At 45.7% G+C, this 21091-nt stretch carries 13 protein-coding genes; 11 read left to right on the top strand and 2 right to left on the bottom strand.

Annotation, left to right across the window (positions count from 1 at the left end; genetic code table 11):
- The first annotated feature begins 605 nt into the window (after window positions 1-605).
- The gene (locus tag H8S64_RS13590) at window positions 606-3638 is read left to right on the top strand and encodes a hypothetical protein (RefSeq protein ID WP_186976622.1); all 3033 of its coding nucleotides are present in this window, start codon (window positions 606-608) and stop codon (window positions 3636-3638) included.
- A gap of 89 nt (window positions 3639-3727) precedes the next feature.
- Here H8S64_RS13590 and H8S64_RS13585 read toward each other — a convergent pair whose 3' ends face one another.
- Window positions 3728-4333, bottom strand: coding sequence for a MarC family protein (locus H8S64_RS13585; RefSeq protein WP_186976620.1), 606 nt, complete (start codon window positions 4331-4333; stop codon window positions 3728-3730).
- A gap of 165 nt (window positions 4334-4498) precedes the next feature.
- Here H8S64_RS13585 and H8S64_RS13580 point away from each other — a divergent pair, with 165 nt between their 5' ends.
- The 5 genes from H8S64_RS13580 to H8S64_RS13560 all read left to right on the top strand — a co-directional run bounded on the left by H8S64_RS13580 (window position 4499) and on the right by H8S64_RS13560 (window position 12228).
- Window positions 4499-4894, top strand: a complete 396-nt coding sequence (locus H8S64_RS13580; protein ID WP_186976618.1) for a hypothetical protein — start codon at window positions 4499-4501, stop codon at window positions 4892-4894.
- A 66-nt stretch (window positions 4895-4960) separates the two neighbouring features.
- Entirely contained in the window at window positions 4961-5596 is a 636-nt protein-coding gene (locus H8S64_RS13575; protein ID WP_099293173.1) for a DedA family protein, read from the top strand.
- Between the two features lies 1 nt (window position 5597).
- Entirely contained in the window at window positions 5598-8531 is a 2934-nt protein-coding gene (locus tag H8S64_RS13570) for a calcium-translocating P-type ATPase, PMCA-type (RefSeq protein WP_186976616.1), read from the top strand.
- A gap of 149 nt (window positions 8532-8680) precedes the next feature.
- Window positions 8681-10954, top strand: coding sequence for a cation:proton antiporter domain-containing protein (locus H8S64_RS13565; protein WP_186976614.1), 2274 nt, complete (start codon window positions 8681-8683; stop codon window positions 10952-10954).
- 2 nt (window positions 10955-10956) lie between these two features.
- Window positions 10957-12228: a hemolysin family protein gene (locus H8S64_RS13560; protein WP_186976611.1), complete on the top strand. Its 1272-nt coding sequence runs from the start codon at window positions 10957-10959 to the stop codon at window positions 12226-12228.
- A gap of 77 nt (window positions 12229-12305) precedes the next feature.
- Here the strand turns inward: H8S64_RS13560 and H8S64_RS13555 are convergent, their stop codons facing one another.
- Window positions 12306-12662 carry a NifB/NifX family molybdenum-iron cluster-binding protein gene (locus H8S64_RS13555; RefSeq protein ID WP_099293179.1) on the bottom strand — a complete coding sequence of 119 codons (357 nt, stop codon included), beginning with the start codon at window positions 12660-12662 and terminating at the stop codon, window positions 12306-12308.
- A 637-nt stretch (window positions 12663-13299) separates the two neighbouring features.
- On the opposite strand from H8S64_RS13555, the gene H8S64_RS13550 reads away from it, so the two are divergent.
- From H8S64_RS13550 to H8S64_RS13530, 5 genes are all read left to right on the top strand, one after another.
- The gene (locus H8S64_RS13550) at window positions 13300-14163 is read left to right on the top strand and encodes a helix-turn-helix domain-containing protein (RefSeq protein WP_186976609.1); all 864 of its coding nucleotides are present in this window, start codon (window positions 13300-13302) and stop codon (window positions 14161-14163) included.
- Between the two features lie 274 nt (window positions 14164-14437).
- Window positions 14438-17242, top strand: coding sequence for a fimbrial protein (locus tag H8S64_RS13545; RefSeq protein WP_186976607.1), 2805 nt, complete (start codon window positions 14438-14440; stop codon window positions 17240-17242).
- Between the two features lie 15 nt (window positions 17243-17257).
- The gene (locus H8S64_RS13540; protein ID WP_186976605.1) at window positions 17258-18979 is read left to right on the top strand and encodes a DUF4906 domain-containing protein; all 1722 of its coding nucleotides are present in this window, start codon (window positions 17258-17260) and stop codon (window positions 18977-18979) included.
- Window positions 18980-18994: 15 nt separating this feature from the next.
- Window positions 18995-19576 (top strand): DUF3575 domain-containing protein, encoded by a 582-nt coding sequence (locus H8S64_RS13535; protein ID WP_186976603.1) that lies wholly within the window; start codon window positions 18995-18997, stop codon window positions 19574-19576.
- A gap of 5 nt (window positions 19577-19581) precedes the next feature.
- Window positions 19582-21087, top strand: a complete 1506-nt coding sequence (locus H8S64_RS13530; RefSeq protein WP_186976601.1) for a DUF3868 domain-containing protein — start codon at window positions 19582-19584, stop codon at window positions 21085-21087.
- Window positions 21088-21091 lie beyond the last annotated feature (4 nt).

Here is a 21091-nt window from a genome sequence, read left to right as displayed (position 1 = left end):
TCAAAAGAAAGCCGTATCTTTGAACCCGAAAGTTAGGCAGACAAACAGCGGTCAAAGTTGGACAAGCCCAACATCTGAAAATCGTTACTGTTTCGTTACCTATTTGAAATTTTGAAAGCAAAGTAGCTGAAATATAAGCGGTTAGATTTGTAGGTTCAAAACCCTGTCTCTCCGCGAAAGCAAGTCACTGAAAGAGAGTTAGTACACGAGAACTGACTCTCTTTTTGTATCTAAAGGGATTCGAACCGAAACACTGGCTTCCACGCAATTCCTCCTTTTTCGTAAGTTTCAATAATCGGAACCAATCTGCTTTGTTTTACTTTACAACACGAAATTAGAATCTATTGATGTTCGTTTTTACTATTCCGAACTCTTTTTCTAATCTATTGCGTTTTTAGTCTCACTTATTCCACTCCACTATCAACATTAGAAACAATAATAATTCTTTATTCTCTCAAGTTTAAGGATATTTACATTCCCAGAACACGACTTGAAAATACAAAAAGATCAAGTCTAGAAATGGATGGGGCTTTTATTTTTACACAGAAAGGGATGTGTCGTACCTGCAGTCCGAGCATCATGGGATATAATTTTAGGGAGAATATATGCATATTAATAGAATAAAAAGTTACTTAAATCTACTGCTATTCGCGGTACTTTTATTACCGGCTTCTTGTATCGATGAAAAAATACACCACGAAACAAAAGAAGGTTATATAGAAATTTCCGGTATCAATTCCCGCAGTTACACGGGAAGTTACGCGGGTGACGAAGCTGACAACAAAGTCGAGACGCTCCGCATTCTTGCATTCAACAAAACGAGCCGTGCCTGTGAAAACAACGTACTGTACTACGGTTCCGCATTAGCCGAAAACACACTACGTCACCCGATCGAGCAAGGCGAATACGATTTTATCTTTCTGGCGAACGAACCCGCAGAGAACAGTATCAAAACAATACTCGACAATATCAGCGAATACGATGATCTGAAATCAATCGCATATCCCACGACACATTTCACCTCCGAGCGTTCTATCCCCATGATCGCGGAAAACAACGGCGTGAAAATATTACCCGAGGGGAAGATTGAGGTAAACAACAACACAAATTCCGAATTAAAAATAGGACTTCGCCGACTGGCGGCACGCTTTGACGTCGTTCTGAAATCGACTATTGACTGGGGAGCCACTAACACCGGGGAATTCAAGGGTATCACGTTATCGAACCTCCCGGACAGAGTGCCGCTTGTATATGGCTTACCCAGTACCCCGCAATCAAACTCATATACATACGACGAACCAACTCTGCCTTATACCGGGACAAACATCACAAGGGACGTGATCCGCCAGTTCACACTAGCGGACAACGCCGGATATTTTGAAGTAGACCCGAGCCTGTTGACAGTCGAAGATCAGGCAAAAGGCCTTGTATGGGCAGCCAAAATAAAGAGAATCATTCTCCCTTCCAGCTATTTCAGCGTGAAGACAGCCGAGGCAAACGCGATCATGTTCACGGTCAACCTGATTGACAAATACAGTCCCTCGTGCAAGTTGAAAATCCTATCCGACCCGGATTACAGACTACCCGCCAACGCAAGACTGGAACTGCTCGGAACGATCAAGGAACCTTTAGAAATGAATATACAGCCTGCTCCATGGACCCGAGATGAAACCGGTTGGGAAATATCCGGTATCCGCAAACTGAACGTGTCGCAAACAGAAGTCAAGATGACCGACCAGAACGGCGTTCGAATCTCATTCTGGTCTAATATGCCGGCTGTCAAGGTACTCGGTACCGTGCAAAAGGAAGGAGAGATAAATGACCGACCGACAAACGAAGTATTCAACTGCCTAACGGTAGATGCCAACAACACCTCCCCTTACCGTTTCCATTTCGACCCGACCACAGGTAGCGGGTACATGGACTTACTGATCGACGGTACCAACCGGATTTCCGGCACTCCTCACGACAGGACTGAAAACATGAGCGGTAAATACACATTGACTTTATCGGCAGAAGATGAAAACGGTAAAAATCAATTACAAAGAACAATTACTGTTACGGTAACACAAACGGGGCTACGATTTGTACACAACCCCACGGCAAACGCTCACGGATTATTTAACGGCGTGTTTTTCAGACACGACCAAAAAGGCGAACGCATCATTACCGGACAACACGCCGTAGACCGCCCGTGGTCTGTAACGGTACCCGAAGATTTTCAAGATTGGCTCGTGGTAAGTGCCACGCCCAGTTTCGACCCGGGTGTCGGCACCGAATACCCCGGAGATGCCGAACACTATCAAGTGATTCCCAACCCGTACAGGGTAGAGAAAGAGGGCAAGAAAATCGAAGGTATTAACGGGCGAATCTATTTCCGTATCGGCATCAAGGAGAGTTCCAATCACGTGCCGAACAAGACTTCCGACCCAAAATTCGGGTATATCACTTTAACCTACTACCCGGGAGGCTGGCAAACCACCATGAGAATCTACGTTCGGCAAGGCGAAGCCCCGGCATACATATACAGCCCGAGCGACCCGATCCCGGATGTCGTTCATAACGGCTGGAACGGCAACACCGACATCACGACACAAGTCCGGGCAGATATGCGCCTAACCTCAGCGAACACACGCCGGGGAGCGGTAAAATTCTCGCCTTATAACCTGACTACCCCCAAAATGGCAGGGTATACCGATCCCGACTACGAGAATGTTAATGCCAGAGGTGCCCAATTTGTCGACTTTCCTTCACAAGCGGGAGCATTCTTCCAGTGGGCGGTCGATTTACAAGGCAATACTGCAGGCATAAACTACACGGATTATTACCGGAGAGGCTTCAATCCGAGCAGGTCATCTCTAATCTCAGGTTTCCCGTGGGATTATCCCGAATTTCCCATCATGTGGGCAGGGGCTAGCGGCATACCTGCATATAAAAACACGTTTGAGATTTGCCCCACGGGCTATCGTCGTCCCACGGACGGGTACACGAATAAAGTATCATACAACGGATACTACGATTATTTGCCCGCCACGAATACACCTGCCATGAATCATTTGGAAGACGTGGAACAGTCCGAGTTAAGAGTTTCTTTATTTAACGTGCCCTTCGCGGGGAATGCAGCTTCAAGTGCGGACTACATTACCGTGTTCGACAACGTCGTGGGAACGAAAACCGGTCCCGGCACGTATCCTTACGGAACAAACGGCATCGCCCGCAAGCAGTTGAAGAATACAACCTTCACCTTTTACTCGGACGGATTCTTCGACAGGCGACCGATTAAGGAACCCTCGAACGGCAATTACGGCGTATCGATAGACAACAGCCATGCCGCTTATCAAGGGGTATTGTATTTCAACCCCACAACCTACGCATCCGTTTTCTTCCCTTCCGCCGGTCGTCTGAATAACACCAACGGAAAGCTGGAGGGTGCAGGTAGTACCGGTTATTACTGGTCAGCCAGCGTAAGCCCGCAATACACGAGAAGCGAATTAATAACGGAAACGAATAACAGAACGGTTCGTTACGGGGGATGGTCATTCGAATCCGCATATAATTCCATGAACTTCAGGGTCGCATACCAAGGTTTTGCTCAAACGATACGCTGCGTGGAAGAAGTGATTATTAACGTGAGATAGAAGATTACAATTGAGTTACTCACCGTCTTCGGTTATCTTTCCAATCACGGAATAATTCAATCATAAATCGAGAAATCATAAATCCCAAATTAAGACAGTGACTTGATAAACAAACTGATCCCGTCGAATATCATCTGCAAACCGATCGTGGCAACAATCAGCCCGATAATACGAATTAAAGGATTCATGAAATTGTACTTGATCAGGAAATTTCCGATACGACGGGCCTGTAACATACAGAACAAATTCACCGCCAAAGCGATTAATATGGAAACGATCGTGATTTCGCGACCATACTGGACGGGAAAAGTCACCGCCGCCGTGATCGTTGCGGGTCCCGCGATCATAGGAATAGCAATAGGCACCGTGGTAAGGTCTGCCAGCTTGATATGCTCGTCTACTTTCAAAAAGAAACCTTTCAACAACCCGGACAAACCGTTATACATCAACACGGCACCACAAGTGATTTGAAAAGAATACAACTCGACATGAAAAACATAACTGAACGTGAGCTCGCCAAGAAAAAGAAAAAACACCAGAATTAGTGCCGCCGTGATTGTTGACTTGATAGAAATATAGCGCAATTCCTTCAAACTAAATCTCTCTTGCAGAGAGGTTACGATCAACACTTTCTGTACCGGGTTCACCAACGCCAAAAGAGCCACGATACATCCTAATATCATTTTTACTGTCATGACCTGTGTATTTCAATTACATCGCGAAGATAGAGGATAAAAGATAAAAACTGAAAGATAAAAACTAAAAGTTAGTTTAGAGTTCACATTCTAAACTTTAAACTGGCAAGACTCTTTATAGTATTAATAAATTATATTACTTTTGAGCCTGTAAATTACATCATAATGAAAAGGCTGTTTTTACTAGATATACCTATATTTCTATTTTCTTTAGTATTCATTGTCAACGGGCTGCAAAAGACAATGACCGAGAGAGAGAGTATAGTGTACGTCCAAGAAGAACAGCTGTCTATCCCGGAAACCCAAGCGAATTTTCATTCTCATGACGGATTTTTCCACCACCTTCTGGCGGACGAGGGTATCACGATGCCTCACGGACGACGTTTCGGGTTGAACAAACCGCCAAAGACTAACGTGTATTTCCGAAACTCGGTTAACGGTTTGAAAAACAAACCGCTCAAGTTAGCCATCGCGGAAAACACGAGGCATTTCATGCAATATCTTACTACCCGCCACAGTCAGGGATTTTATATTTATTCGCTAAAAGAGTTAATTTTATGACACAAAATATCCTTTACGTCGTACAAGGTGAATAAATATAGAATATTGTAAACTGAATTATATAATATGATCGATTGGCTTCAATCAATTCTCGATTGGTATATGTATAACGTGAACTACTGGAGTGTTCTCGTCTGTATGGCTATCGAGAGTACCATCATACCTTTTCCGTCAGAACTAATCGTGCCTCCGGCTGCGTGGAAAGCCGCAAACGGGGAACTCAACTTCGTGCTCGTCATCGTGTTCAGCACCATTGGGGCGGTTATCGGGGCATTGGCAAACTACGTGCTTGCCTGCACGCTGGGACGGAAATTCATTTACTCCTTCGCAGAATCACGCTGGGGAAAGGTATGCGGCATGACAAAAGAAAAAATAGAAAAATCCGAACAATACTTTTTGAAATACGGCAAAAGTTCCACGTTAATCGGGCGACTGACTCCCGGCGTGAGAAGCCTTATCTCGCTCCCGGCAGGACTCGTGAGAATGCCGTTGAAAAGTTTTATATTATACACGGCAGTGGGAAGCGGCATTTGGAATCTGATTCTCGCCACCGCCGGATATTTTCTGTATTCCCGAAAAGAACTGCTGGAAATGTATTTCACGGAAATAACCATCGCGATGCTGGTCGTGGGATGCTGCTTTTTCGGGTATCTGGTTATAAAGAACATTCGTAAAAAAAACAAATTAAATACAAAATCATAACATGGAATCACGCAAACACTACACGGGACTCACGGACAAACAAGTCGAGGAAAGTCGTGAAAAACACGGTTCAAACGTGTTGACGCCCCCGAAAAGGGACTCCCTGTGGCAAGTATTTATCGGGAATTTCGAGGATCCCGTCATTCGTATATTAATGGTAGCCGTTTTCCTTTCCGGGGGAATAGCCATTGCCATGTATTTCTCGGAAGGCATTATCGAGATAGCCGAAACCATCGGTATTGCCGTCGCCATTCTGCTGGCAACAGGCGTAGCCACGTGGTTCGTCTGGGATGCCAACAAGAAATTCGACGTGCTGAATCAAGTGAACGACGACACATTGGTAAAGGTCATCCGTAACGGCAACGTGCACGAGGTGGCAAAAAAAGACATCGTGGTCGATGACATCGTGATACTGGAACAGGGAGAAGAGATCCCCGCCGACGGGGTATTGTTGGAAGCCCTCTCGTTGCAGGTCAACGAATCGAGCCTCACGGGAGAACCCGTTGCCAACAAGACGACGATCGAGAGCGAATTTAACATGGAGGCTACCTATCCCTCCAATCACGTGATGCGGGGAACCACCGTCGTGGACGGTCACGGAGTGATGCAAGTACTCGCCGTGGGCGACTCTACCGAGTTCGGACGAGTGGCTGAAAAATCATCGGAGAAAAGCGAAGAACCAACCCCACTGGACACGCAACTCGAATCACTCGCCAAATTCATCGGAGTGATCGGGTTCTGCGGTGCGGCCGTGATGTTCACGATACTGTTTATTAAAGGGTTGTTTTTCAACCCGACCTATCCCACTCCCGAACTGGGACAACTGGGATTGATCGGTGCGGTGATTATCGCTGCCGTTATCATGCTGGCAAAAGTCTGGGTACCCGTTGTTTACGACGTGTATTCTTTACAAGGCAAGGACAAACCGCTTCCGAAGAGTATTGCCGCGGGAGGTTGGGGACGCTGGATACTTTACGGTCTGGGAGCATTGGTCGTGATGCTCGCTATCGGTCTGGCATTCGGTGTGAAACCGTGGGACCCGCACGCGTGGATTCCGCTGGGACTCGGCAAAAAGATTCTTTCCGCTTTCATGGCTTCCGTTACCCTAATCGTGGTGACCGTGCCGGAAGGATTGCCGATGAGCGTTACCCTCAGCCTCGCATTGAGCATGCGCAAGATGTTGAAATCCCACAATCTCGTGCGGAAAATGCATGCTTGTGAAACCATGGGCGCAACGACCGTGATCTGCACGGATAAAACGGGTACGCTGACGCAAAACCAGATGACGGTGTACAAGACAAACTTCTACGGGTTGGATGGCGAACGTCTGTCTGATAACGAATACTCGAAACTACTTGCGGAGGGGATCGCCATGAACACGACAGCTTTTCTGGATTTCAGCGACCCGGAGAAGGTAAAAACACTGGGCAACCCTACCGAGGCGGCGTTGTTACTCTGGCTGAACGACCAAGGTATCAATTACGCGGAATCGCGGGAAAGTGTCACGGTGATTGAACAGCTGACATTCTCCACCGAACGGAAATACATGGCAACCCTCGTGCAATCACCTACTTTCGGGAAGAAAATCCTGTACGTGAAAGGTGCCTCGGAAATCCTTTTCGGATACTGCAAAAACGCTATTGTCGGCGACAAAACAGTACCTATCGCCGAGCAACAACCCACAATCGAGGAACAATTGCTCGAGTACCAAAATCAAGCAATGCGAACGCTCGGGTTCGCTTACCAGATCATTGAAGACGACGAACCGCATTTTAAAGACGGACGATTGTATAACACGGAATTGACATTTCTCGGCATCGTTGCCATATCCGACCCCATTCGCCCGGATGTGCCGGATGCCGTACAACGCTGCTTCGACGCCGGAATCCAAGTTAAGATGGTAACAGGGGACACCCCGGGTACCGCAAAGGAGATCGGGCGGCAAATCGGGTTATGGACAGGAAAAGATACAGACCAAAACCTGATTACCGGTGTTGAATTTGCCAAACTGACGGACGAGGAAGCCCTCGACCGAGTACTCGACATGAAGATCATGTCGCGGGCTCGACCATTGGACAAACAACGGTTGGTACAACTGTTACAGCAAAAGAAACAAGTCGTAGCAGTAACGGGCGACGGAACAAACGACGCTCCCGCGTTGAATCACGCTCACGTCGGACTATCCATGGGTAGCGGAACATCGGTAGCCAAGGAGGCCAGTGATATTACCCTGCTCGACGACTCGTTCAGCAGTATCACCTCCGCCGTGATGTGGGGACGTTCCGTGTACCAGAACATACAACGCTTCGTGCTGTTCCAGTTGACGATCAACGTGGCAGCCTTGATTATCGTGCTATTGGGGTCGTTGTTCGGTTCCGAACTGCCGATCACGGTAACGCAAATGCTGTGGGTAAACTTAATCATGGATACATTCGCGGCAGGAGCACTCGCCTCTCTCCCACCCAGTCCGGACGTGATGAAACGGAAACCGAGGGACTCGAATGCCTTTATTATCGTACCGCGGATGCGCACACTTATCCTAACCACGGGTATCGCTTTTGTGGTAATCTTGATGAGCTTACTCTATATACTATCCCACTACGCGGGAGGAATAGACGCCGCCACACCGCAAGGCTTGGACAACCTGACGATTTTCTTTACCGTGTTCGTGATGTTGCAATTTTGGAATATGTTCAATGCCAAGACCTTCGGCACGAATGAATCCGCTTTCAAGAACCTTTCCAAGAGCGAAGGATTCCTTACTGTCGGCTTGGCCATTGTCGTGGGACAAATCCTCGTGGTAAACTTCGGGGGAAGCGTATTCAGAACAGTACCCCTCTCGTGGACGGAATGGATATGGATCACGGCTGCAACCTCGCTGGTGTTGTGGGTAGGCGAAATATTCCGGGCAATAAAAAGAAGAAAAGAAAAATAAGTCCGTAAGGTCCATAAGCTCACGGGTGTCCTTCGGACAGTGTTTATCGGCAGCATATAGCTACCGTAGACAAAGCGCCCCGCAGGGGACCATGGACCTTATAGACCTTATGGACTTTACAGACTTTATAGACCCAAATTGATTAAATTATGAAAAGAAACAGCTCAAATTACTGGATATATCTGGGAATGATTAGTGTATTCGGGGTGTTGATCTACCTTGCCCTGTGTTCGGGCGAGCGTTTTGACCATCACCCGGGAACAGGTATAATGCCCACAAGTGCCGGGGCATTCGAACTGTTCACGAACATTATTTCCGATAATATGACAAATTCATTGACGATACTGTTATTACAGATCATCGTGATTTTGCTTACCGTCCGGGTGTTCTCTTATCTTTTCAAATATATCGGGCAACCGGGTGTGATGGGAGAAATCGTGGCAGGTATCGTCCTCGGTCCCTCTCTACTAGGATATTTCTTCCCAGAATTTTCCGCTAACCTATTCCCTCCCGAATCACTGGACAACCTCAACCTGCTTAGCCAAATCGGGCTAGTATTGTTTATGTTCGTTATCGGGTTGGAACTGGATTTCAGCGTATTGAAAAACAAGCTGAATGAAACGCTCGTCATCAGTCACGCGGGGATAGTGGTACCTTTCTTCCTTGGCGTGGTGGCAGCAATCTGGGTATACGAGGATTATGCTTCGGGACAAACGGCGTTTCTGCCTTTCGCTCTCTTTATCGGGATATGCATGAGTATCACGGCATTTCCCGTGTTGGCACGCATCGTGCAGGAACGGAACATGACGAAAACATCCGTGGGGATGCTTTCTATTGCCTCGGCTGCCAATGACGACGTGACAGCATGGTGCCTGCTGGCAATCGTTATAGCACTCGCCAAGGCGGGAACTTTTGTCAGTGCCTTGTACACGATCGGACTAACACTGATTTATATTGTTTTCATGTTTCTCGTGATGCGTCCCTTCCTGCGGAAAATCGGTGAAACTTACGCCTATTCGGAAGTGATAAACAAAACATTCGTGGGGTTTATATTCCTTATACTTGTCTTGTCATCGGCAATAACGGAAATCATCGGGATTCATGCCCTGTTCGGTGCGTTTATCGCCGGAGTGGTAATGCCCACGAATATAGGATTCCGCAAAGTGATGATGGAAAAAGTGGAAGATGTTTCACTCGTGTTCTTTCTTCCGTTGTTTTTTGCCTTCTCGGGTTTACACACCGAAATAGGTTTGATTAACACACCTGAATTGTGGGGCGTTTGCTTGCTGTTTATCGTGGTAGCCATCGCCGGAAAATTCGGGGGCTGCACCCTTGCCGCCCGCGCCGTCGGGGAGAACTGGAAAGACAGTCTTATCGTGGGAACATTGATGAATACACGGGGACTGATGCAACTCGTGGCACTGAATATCGGCTTCGAAATGGGTATTCTCACCTCGGAGATGTTCGTGGTACTACTGCTAATGTCGCTACTGACAACGTTCATGGCAACACCAATGCTTTCGCTTGTCGAACGGATATTCTCGAAACAAAAAGAAAGCAAGGGACACCGGGAGAAGGTGCTGCTCTCGTTCGGTAGACCGGAAACAGGAAAAACACTATTGAATATTGCCGATTTGATGTTGGGACATCGTTTGCAATCGAGCCTGATCACCGGGATTCACTTCACGCTGGGTACCGACCTCAACCCTGCCAAGGCAGATGAATACGAGCAAGAAAGCTTTATCCCCTTACGGGAAGAAGCAGAACATTTGCAATTACACGTTCAAGAGCGTTACCAAGTGACAGACAGGCTTATCCCCGAAATGGTAAAAATAGCGCGACAGGAACAGGTAGACCACCTTTTCCTCGGCGCCGGACAACAGTTCATGATGGGAAATGACATTCCTGCCAGCACATTCGGCAAGAAATTTACCACGGTTTCCCGTTGGCTGAAACAACTCAAGAATCACCCGTTACATCTGCCGGGAACGTTGTTAAGGCAGAAACTGGAATCTATCATGGAACACGTGGATTGCTCCGTGGGCATCTTTGTCAACCGGGGTTTCACGCATGCATCTTACATCCTGCTACTCGTGGATAATGAAACTGACCTTTTCCTGTTCAATTACGCGCAAACCCGTCTGGGAGAACAAAGTATGACGATACGCATCTGCTTTACAGACGAACACCCGAACGAAACTGTGCTTGCCCGAGTCACGTCCGACTTCGTGCAACGCGACACCGCGAAGTTTATTCTGGATAAACCTCTGGTTTCCAACCCACTCACTGAGGACAAAGAAAGCCTGTTGGTTTTAAGTTATGCGACTTGTCAGAAACTGTCGAAAGACCAAAATCTGTTTGCTAAGTTACCCTCACTTCTAATCATACGGCCTCAAATAAATACGGAAAATACAAATAAATAGATATGGAATTTTTTATCATTATAGGACTTATTCTTTTAAACGGAGTGCTCGCTATGTCGGAGATAGCGATGGTGTCGGCACGTAAATCACGTCTTGAGACGGAAGCCAAAACAGGGAACAAATCTGCTCGGCGGGCTTTGAAACTCGCCAACGAGCCGGATCGTTTCCTATCGACCGTCCAAATCGGGATCACCCTTATCGGTATCCTTACCGGTCTTTATTCGGGACAGGCTTTAGCCGGGGATCTCGCCGTATGGGTGGAGAAAATAGAGGCATTGCAACCTCACGCCCTGCTAATTTCTAAAACAATCATCGTGATCGTGGTGACTTACCTAACTCTAATCTTCGGGGAATTGGTTCCGAAACGTATCGGGATGGTTGCTGCCGAACGGATGGCCAAAATTATTGCCGCCCCGATGGACATACTCTCCCGTATAGCATCCCCGTTCGTGTGGCTGCTCTCGGCCAGCACCTCATTTATGATGCGGGTACTCGGTCTTAATAAAACAGGCAGCAATAAAATCACGGAAGAAGAGATCAAGGCTATCATACAGGAAAGTACTGCGGAAGGCGAGATTCAAGAAGTGGAACAGGACATCGTGGAACGTGTGTTCAATCTCGGCGACAGGGATATTGCCTCTATCATGACACATCGCAGTGATCTGGTATGGCTTAATATCACGGACTCCAACGACCGGATTCGTGAAATAGTCAAAACAAACCTGCACACGATTTACCCTGTGTCGGATACCAAACTGGATAATATTGTAGGTGTCGTGTTCCTAAAAGACCTCTTCGGAAAGATCGACGCACCGGATTTTAATCTGAAAGCCCTCGTTCGTCCCCCGCAATATTTTCCGCAAAACCAAAGCGTGTACAACGCACTGGAACATTTGAAACAAGGACATCTCAAATACGGGCTGGTCACAGATGAATTCGGGAGCATCGAGGGTATCGTAACCTTGAAAGATATCGTGAAAGCCCTCATCGGCGACGTTCCCGAAATAGGTGAAGAACCGGATATCGTGCAACGGGATAACGGGACGTTCCTCGTGGACGGTCAATGTCCCTTCTATGATTTTCTAGCCTATTTCGACATGGAATTTCTATACACGAACCACTATTATAACACGTTGAGCGGTCTGATCCTAAAAATACTAGAACACATCCCTCGCACCGGGGAAAAACTGGTATGGTATAACTTCGAATTTGAAATCGTGGATATGGACGGGGCACGTATAGACAAGGTACTTGTCAAAATAAATAAAGAGTAAGGACTTATTAAAGTTCCTTACTCTCACACCATCAACACCTTGCAACATTATTTGGTCTTTATGGTATCTTGTGTATATCACTTATGATCCCCGCACTCGTGGTTACAAGCAATGCCCGAATCCAACAGAAAACCCTTGAGGTAGCCCTCTGCAACTTTCCGCACATCGCCCTTGCAGCCGCGAAGTACTTTTATTCCCTGCTCGCTTAATTTATTCAAAGCACCATCCCCCATACTTCCGGCAAGCATGACGGTAACACCTTTCTCCCGCAACACGGCTGCAATATCCGATTTACAACCGCATCCTTGCGGAGAAGGAAGCGTTTCAACACTTGTAATGTTTTTCATGTCGTCGACGGTAAACAAGGTATAATACTCACAATGCCCGAAGTGGTCGTCCACCGCGTTGTCTTTGGTTGGTACAGCAATTCTCATGATTAAATTCCTTTCTTTATAGTTTCTATTGAAAAATCACTCTTTATAGATAGAGGAACAAATGTACTATTTTTTTTATTGAATAGTACCTCTAGGCAGAAATGAATATTTATTCATTACGAATAATGATAAACATCTTTTCAGAAAAACTCGCTAACCGAAACTATTACAAGGCCATTTTTCTCATTCCATACAACTTATTGTAATATTCATTATTATTTCTAACTTTGTAATGGAAAGAAAATTACCCACACAAGCATGACGAAAACACAGCTTAGAAGGGTAGAGTTAGAAGATGAAAAAAAGAGTGTTGGCATTTATAATTTTACTTTGAAAGGAAGGAGAAAAGTGAAAGTAAAATATATAATTCGATATTTATATGCAATACAAATAAATTCATATATAGACACAATACTTGTTGAAAAAGAATTTATTGTACACGATATAAAAAGCTAAAACGGGCAATAATTAACAGGTTTAAAAACCTCTTAAGATTTATGCTTGAACAATGAAAAAAAGAATGTTCGATGCACCGGGATAGGTATGTCAAAATTTTAACGGGAATTAAAGGCTGACATGAATTGAGGGAAAAGATAGAACCCGGAGAATCGAAGAATTAACAACCAGCTAAACCAATATGAACAACAAGATTATAGAACATCCGAGTTGTCATAGTGTTGACAATTTGAATAAACCACAAATAGAAACTGTTAGTATTCCGAAAGGTACAACGGGATGCTTGGAACTTAATCATAACGAGGTTGCTTTTTTCTTGGAAGGGCGCTTGAAGTTTATCTTCGGTAACTTCCACGAACACGAAAGCAAGAAAGGACAAATCCTATTTCTCCCTGTTGGAGAACGATATTTTTATCGCGCACCGGCTAATGCCATCGTCATGGTCTTCAGGTTACATGGCCCTTTAAAACTATGCGACAACTACCCCGTAGAGAAACTATACGGAGCGAAAGCCTTTGTTACGGGAAATAATTGCAAACCCCTGAAAGAAAAACTAAACATGTTACAAATTAATTCACACCTATGGCATTTCCTTGACGGGATAAATAATTGCCTCACGGACGGGATCAATTGTAATTACTATTTTGAATTGAAAATCAAAGAGTTCTTCTTATTATTGAGGACATATTACACGAAGGAAGAAATTCACGACTTTTTCCAACAGATACTGACAAAGGACACCATATTCTCTGAATTTGTGAGACTTAACAGTAAACGTTTCCGAACGGTTACAGAAATTGCAGATGCGATGAATCTATCGCCGAAGCAATTCGCTAAAAAATTCGTGGAGATATTCAAGGAAACTCCTTACCAGTGGATGAAAGCAAACAAAGCAAAGGTTATTCAAGATGAAATCACCTCGACCAATAAGCCTTTCAAACAGATAGCTTACGAAAACGAGTTCAGCACAATTGCCCAATTCACGAAGTTTTGCAAGAAAGAAATAGGTAAAACACCCAGTAGTATAAGGGCCAGTGTAGAGTAAACATAGCTCAACACCCACTTATATAAGGGTTGGTGTGAAATTGCAGGCTGAAATTGCAAACAAAAAGGGAGAAATTGATAAATACAATTTAATACTCATAGCGTATCTTTGACAAACCATTTAGGGTTAAAGGTCTTTCCGGAAATAACCCGAAGCCGGAAGTAAAATAGTTGAAGTCCGCAATATGTATTAATGATTCAACAAATTCGGGTAGGATTGATGTTACGATATGGAGGGAATTTTTAAGAAGATTAAAAAGAATAGATTCAGAGGTATGCTTATACTGCTCTTGGCCATTTGTGTGGCTTGTATCGACGAGATACAAACACCGGTCAACGAAGAAGCATACATATCTATTGATGGAATCATCAGCCGGGCACACAACGGTGTGCATGATGGTGATTCGGAAGATTACATCGTGAATACACTTCGTGTCATGGCATTTGACGCACAAGGTGACATTAAAAGTAACAAACTATATAATATAGGTGTTAGTACAACGGTTAAACATCCGATTGAAACGGGGATATATAATTTAATGTTCATAGCCAATGAACCCCATAATGTTTCTGTCGTTAACGCATTGGATGGTGTGACATCGCGAAATGACTTTGACACGATTTCTTTTCCTGCCTCGGCTTTTACAGCCAAGGAAATCATTCCCATGATACAAAGAGTAGATAACGTGGAAATCCTAAGCGGTGGTAAAATCAAAGTTGACGGTGGAAGTGAAACCTCTCTTTTAAAATTAACATTAAACAGGCTTGGAGTCCGTCTTGACATTATTTTAAAGGCAAAGGAAAACCTGAGTCAAGCATTTGCGGGGCTTACTTTCAGTAATATCCCCGACCGAGTACCCCTCTCCGCTAACTACAATGTTGCACAAATCAATCGTAACGAAACTCGCACGCTTACCCCGATAAATGACGGAAGTCATTTCTCGGACGAAATACCTTCGGAAACCGATATCGTGTGGCAAAAGAAAGTGACTAGGATTATTGTACCCTCTAATTACTTTACTCCTACATCCGCCCAGAGTAACGCGATAAAAATGACAGTAAACTTGGAAGATAAATATAACCCGGATGCCAATCTGAGAATCGAAAATAATAATTACACGCTCCCGGCAAACACGAAACTGGACGTGATCGCCACGATTAAGATGCCGTTGGAAGTCAACATCAAAGCATCCGAATGGAATCCGCACTGGAATAACTGGATCATTGACGGCGAACGTAAGTTGAACGTATCCCAAATAGAGGCAACAATCACACCGCTGAACGGAGTACGAATTTCGTTCTCGTCGAATATGCCTCACGTGTGGGTTGCCGAAAACTGTTACGATCAGAATAATCAACCGCAACTCACTGCAGCTTTATTCAATGAATTAGTCGGGGGATGGTGGAATAACGAAAATCCCACTCGTTTTACTTACAATTACGATCCGACCACAGGTATCGGAGAAGGATACATGGATATTATCATCCAAGGTAGTCAAAGCGGATTTACCGTGGGACAAATCAATCAACACAAACTTGTATTATGTGCCGGATTGGAAAAAAATGATAACGGAAACCTGCAACGTGAGATCACGATCAACACGAATATGCTTTTCGATCATGGTTACTACAACGAAATGGTGAGTAGAACCGATTACGTGAGTACATTCCACAAGCACAGCGAACGCGGGGAACGAGTAATTTCCAATTTCCGTAATTTTACCACGTGGAATGGCACGGAGTGGAATGATGTCAGGGAATTCGATCCCAATGGAGTTGAAACAACAGACCATGGTTGGTTCGATTATCAATTACAATGGAAAGCAAAGATTATTTCAGGAGATGATTTCTTTGTTATCAGCCCGACACCGAGTTTTGACCCGAATTTAGGAACCGATACACCCGACAATCCGGAAAGATACCCGGTAACCGACGGGAAAACCGAAATCACGGGATACGGGAGAACTTATTTCCGCGTGGGAATGAAAAACCAATACGCGACAGGAAGCACGAACAAATATGGAGCTATCGAAGTCACCGTATACGACTACAGTATACAAGCCATCGCCACTTACACGATTTACGTGCGTCAAGGTGAAACGGACGATTATCTGATGCGTCCCGGCGATGCCATTTTGGACGGTCCCATGCAAGGCGCACCACGGAGTAAAGCCCGAAAAGTACCGGTTTACAATTTAACCGCACCGGAATTTAAAACAAACCCGTGGACAACAACGGAATACGTGAAATTAACCCCGTCACAATACACGGGAGGTCCCGGTTACGCGAACTATTTTACAAACTATCCTTCGCAAGCAGGAAGCCACTTCCTCGGAATGATTCCCTCGTACAAGGATGCGGCATACACGGCTTACCAACGAAGAGCTTATACCCCGTTCAAAGATATCATATCCGATTGGATAGATAAAAACAACGGTGTTATGAATGATTGGGAAGAAGAAAACTACGGTACAATTTACTGGGGAACCGGGACAAATCGTGCTGATAATGAAGTCTGTCCCCCGGGGTATCACCGTCCCATAGATTGGTCGGAAACCAGTCGTTCGGGCGAAATGGATACACAAGCAGCTCTTGCATGGTCAGAAATACGCCAAAGCTTGTTCCAGAACCCGTCTTCCGGTGTCGTGAACTATTCTCAGTCCGGGAAACTAAACGCAGTATGGGGCAAGGTAGCCGATGGATTCTATGATCGTCACAGAACCGAACTATGGGGTAGCTTAGCAGTTTCCAACACAAACGCCAACGCGGCGTATGCGGGTACTCTATTCTACAACCCGAATAATTACGCTTCCGTGTTTTTTCCCGGTGCGGGACGTAGAGACGCAGGGTACGAGTACGACATAATAGAAGAATCGGGTAAATTAATGTACACGGGAGGGGCCGGATATTATTGGACAACAGCTATGGCCCCGATAGCCGGCGTAGTCGAGCATGGTAGCTCAATATTATTCGTCAGTGGTCCGCTTTGGGACAAATCCGTGGCTTTCATGGGTTTGAGCGCAAACACTTACGGTCTTTCGGTTAGATGTTTCGTAACAGAATACATTTCAGTACGATAAATTAAAATAAAGCATATGATGAGTTGGCAAAAATATAACATACAGTTTCTCTTAACCGCGATAATGGCGCTGGTATTCTTCTCCTCGTGTATCGACGAGACGACAGCTCCGGAAGAGGAGCCTGTTGTGTCCGACGACAAGGTACAACTCGAATTGTTTACCAGAATTGACCCGTACAATATCCCGAACGCGCGTTCCATGGCCAATGAATATTACGTGGACACGAAACCATGGATACTTGTATTCAAAGGGAATGATGCCAAATTCGCGGAAGCCGTTCAGGTTATAGAAGTCAGCGGAATCAACAAGAGATATGCAGTCCTCACAAAACAATCGGAACCGTGTTGGTTACTGATTCTGGCTAATCCGCAAGACTACTTCTACACGAGTGCCACACAAAGTTATACTTATTCCGTGGGTACATTGGGAACTGCCTTGCAGGATAAATCATTGAGCGAGGCATGCCGGATGCTGCGCACCCAACCGTTGAATAACCCGCAAACCACGATACCGTTCGTGAACGCAACAAACAGCATACCGCTCCCGATGAGCCACGTGGAAGACTTACCGGACGGAATAAACGAAAGCACGAAAATAGGAAGTTCCACGCAACAGATAGAACTTACCCGTGCAGTCGCGAGAGCGGAGATTGTAGACAATTCGGCCAACTCCCGTTTTGATTTCAAAGGTATAACAATGGTCGCAAACGCTTCAAGACAAGGACTATTACATAATTTCACCGGTACACTGGAGAACATCCCCGGTGAGCAAACAGAATACAGACACGATGCTTCGTATTCGGCAGACATCGCTCAGGCCGTTCTGGACGGAACAGAAAAGAACACGACGGCAAGTCCCGTTTATCTTTACGAGGCAAAAGATCAAAGTGACATATACCTGATTATACGTGCCACTTACGACGGAGAAGAATGTTTCTACAAATTGGCCATTGTCGATGGAGAAGGAACACGCATGGACATAAAAAGAAACCAACGATATATATTCAATATCACTCACGTCAGAGGTATCGGTTACTATTCGGTAGCTGACGCGAAAGAGTCTTTGGCATCAAATACAAACTTGGATTACACGATCACCGTACGCGACGAATCTTCCTATGAAATAAGTTCGAACAACGATTATTACATGGGAGTCAGTAACTCACATTACATCGTGTACGGCGATGTCGGTACAACCAGAGAATTTCACGCTTTCACGTTATCGACAGACTGTATACGCCCGTTCCCCGATAAAAGAACGATCACGGTTTCTCCCGGATTGACATTGACGAACCCGGGTACAAATGAACTCCCCATCGTCACGAATACTAGCCCGGAAAAAACGGAGATTAAGCTAAGACTCGATGCCGCGTTCAGCACGGGTACCGTCAAGCTGGAACTGGGAAATCTGGATAAGACGATAAATATCGAACGTCGGGATAGATTATCCCGGCTCGAGAACACGCTGACTTTCCCCGAATTCTACTGCCTATCCGGTTACGTGGAAGAAGATGATGCCAAGAACTGGATTCAATTGCATTCCTCTTCCGGTGCACGGGACGTAACAGACCAGATTATCGTGGAAGACGGAGTCATAAAAATATACGTGACAAGAAATAGTTCAGGGAAAAGATACGGCACAGTCTATCTGACGACCATACAGAATCCCGGAACGTCGGCAAGTCACATCGTGCGCATCAAGATATATATAACGCAACAAGAAGTAATCAACGTGTAATTAAATAAAGAAAAGATGACGATATTAAAAAAGGTACTGATAGCAGCATTGTTCATGGTCGGGTGGATACTACCCGAGGCGAACGCGCAAAAAGTTGCCGTGAAAAGTAACTTATTGTACGATGCCACCACGACAATCAACCTGGGAGTGGAAGTCGGCTTGGCACGCAAGTGGACATTGGATGTACCCTTCAATTACAACCCGTGGAAACCGGCCAACGGCAGACGACTGGCACACTTCGGCGTGCAACCGGAAGTGCGTTATTGGTTCTGCGAGCGTTTCACCCGTATGTTCGTCGGGGTACATGCGCATTATGCCGATTTCAACGTGGGCGGCTGGCCTAACTGGTCGTTTATCAGCAAGAACATGCAGAACCACCGCTATCAGGGTGAACTGTATGGTGCGGGATTCAGCTTCGGGCGCTCGTGGATACTAAAGAAACGTTGGAGTATAGAGGCTACCGTCGGGGTCGGGTACGCTCATATCAAATATGACAAATACCCTTGCGCGGATTGCGGACTAAAAGTGAAAAGCGGGCACAAGAACTATTTCGGTCCCACGAAAGTAGGAATCTCATTGGTGTATCTCATAAAATAAGGAAAGTGATGAACAGGATAATAAAATACATAACGGCAATACTTGTGATATTCCAAGTGGGTATGTCCCATTCCGCGGCACAAACCCGTTCTTATACAGGAAATGTCCTCGTGAAAGCCGTACGGATGGAACAAGTGGGCAACCTACTTCACGTGGATATAGATTTCATTTTCGACGACTTGAAAGTCAAGTCGGCACATGGAATGGACTTGATCCCGCAACTGGTTACCCCGGAACGGACATACAATCTACCGAAAGTATCCTTCAAGGGACGGGACGAATACCTGTCGCACGAACGGAAACTGGCTCTTATCGGTTACAATCCGCAGGTAGACACGGACAAAGCATACGTGATCGAGAAAGTTAGCAAGAAGAAAAACGGAACATTGAACTACCGTTACACCCTCCCCTACGAATCATGGATGGCATACGCTGCCCTCGATATGCAATACGACGAATGCGGGTGCGGTGACACGGAATTGATGCGAGTGGAAGGTCTTCTCGATCCGACACCGCCTGTTGAAGAGTATATCGTTACCCCTTATCTCGTGTACATCCAACCGCCGAGAGAAGAGATCAAACGTCGGGAGATTCACGCCGAATGTTTCCTCGATTTCGAGGTCAATCAAACCGTGATCCGCCCGTACTACATGAACAATCCCCAAGAATTGGCAAAGATACGTAACATGATCAATGACATAAAAGACGATCCGAATATCACGATAAATCGTCTGGACATCACGGGATTCGCTTCGCCGGAAGGAACACTGGCAGGAAATCAACGCTTGTCGGAAGGACGTTCCAAGGCTTTGGCAAATTACCTTGCCACGCAGTACGACTTCCCGCGTAACATATACCATATCTCTTTCGGGGGAGAAAACTGGGCAGGTCTTGTAAAGGCTGTTGAAGCAGGACACATGGAATACAGGAACCAGATACTTGACATTATCGAGTACACGCCATCCTCGGCAGAGAGAAAAGACAAGCTGAAAAAACTGGCTGGAGGTGTCCCCTACCGTCACATGTTGCGCACCATCTACCCGAGCTTGCGTGTAGCCATCTGCAAGGTGGACTACAACGTGAAGAACTTCGATGTAGAAGAAGCGAAAGTAGTTATACTGACAAGACCGCAAGACTTGAGCTTGAACGAGATGTTCTTGGTGGCAAATACCTACCAGTACGGCTCACAAGAATTTGTCGACGTGTTCGAAACAGCCGTCAGACTCTTCCCGAAAGACGAGATTGCCAACTTGAATGCCGCTATCTCCGCGCTTACGCGTAATGATATGGTATTGGCAGAGCGCTACTTGAATAGAATAACCCCGGAGAACTATCCGGCAGAATATAACAACGCCATGGGCGTACTCGCCCTATTGCAAGGAAATTACGAGAGAGCGGAAACCTATCTGCAAACAGCTGCCGCCAATGGGCTGGAAGTTGCCAAGCAGAACTTAGAAGAGTTGGCAAGAAAAAAAGCCAATGCTATTGAAATAGAAAAAAGGAATAAATAATCAA

The organism is Butyricimonas hominis (assembly GCF_014287455.1).
GTDB classification, from domain to species: domain Bacteria; phylum Bacteroidota; class Bacteroidia; order Bacteroidales; family Marinifilaceae; genus Butyricimonas; species Butyricimonas muris.
Note: the sequence above shows the minus strand (reverse complement) of the source record. Positions and strands in the feature narration are given on the sequence as shown.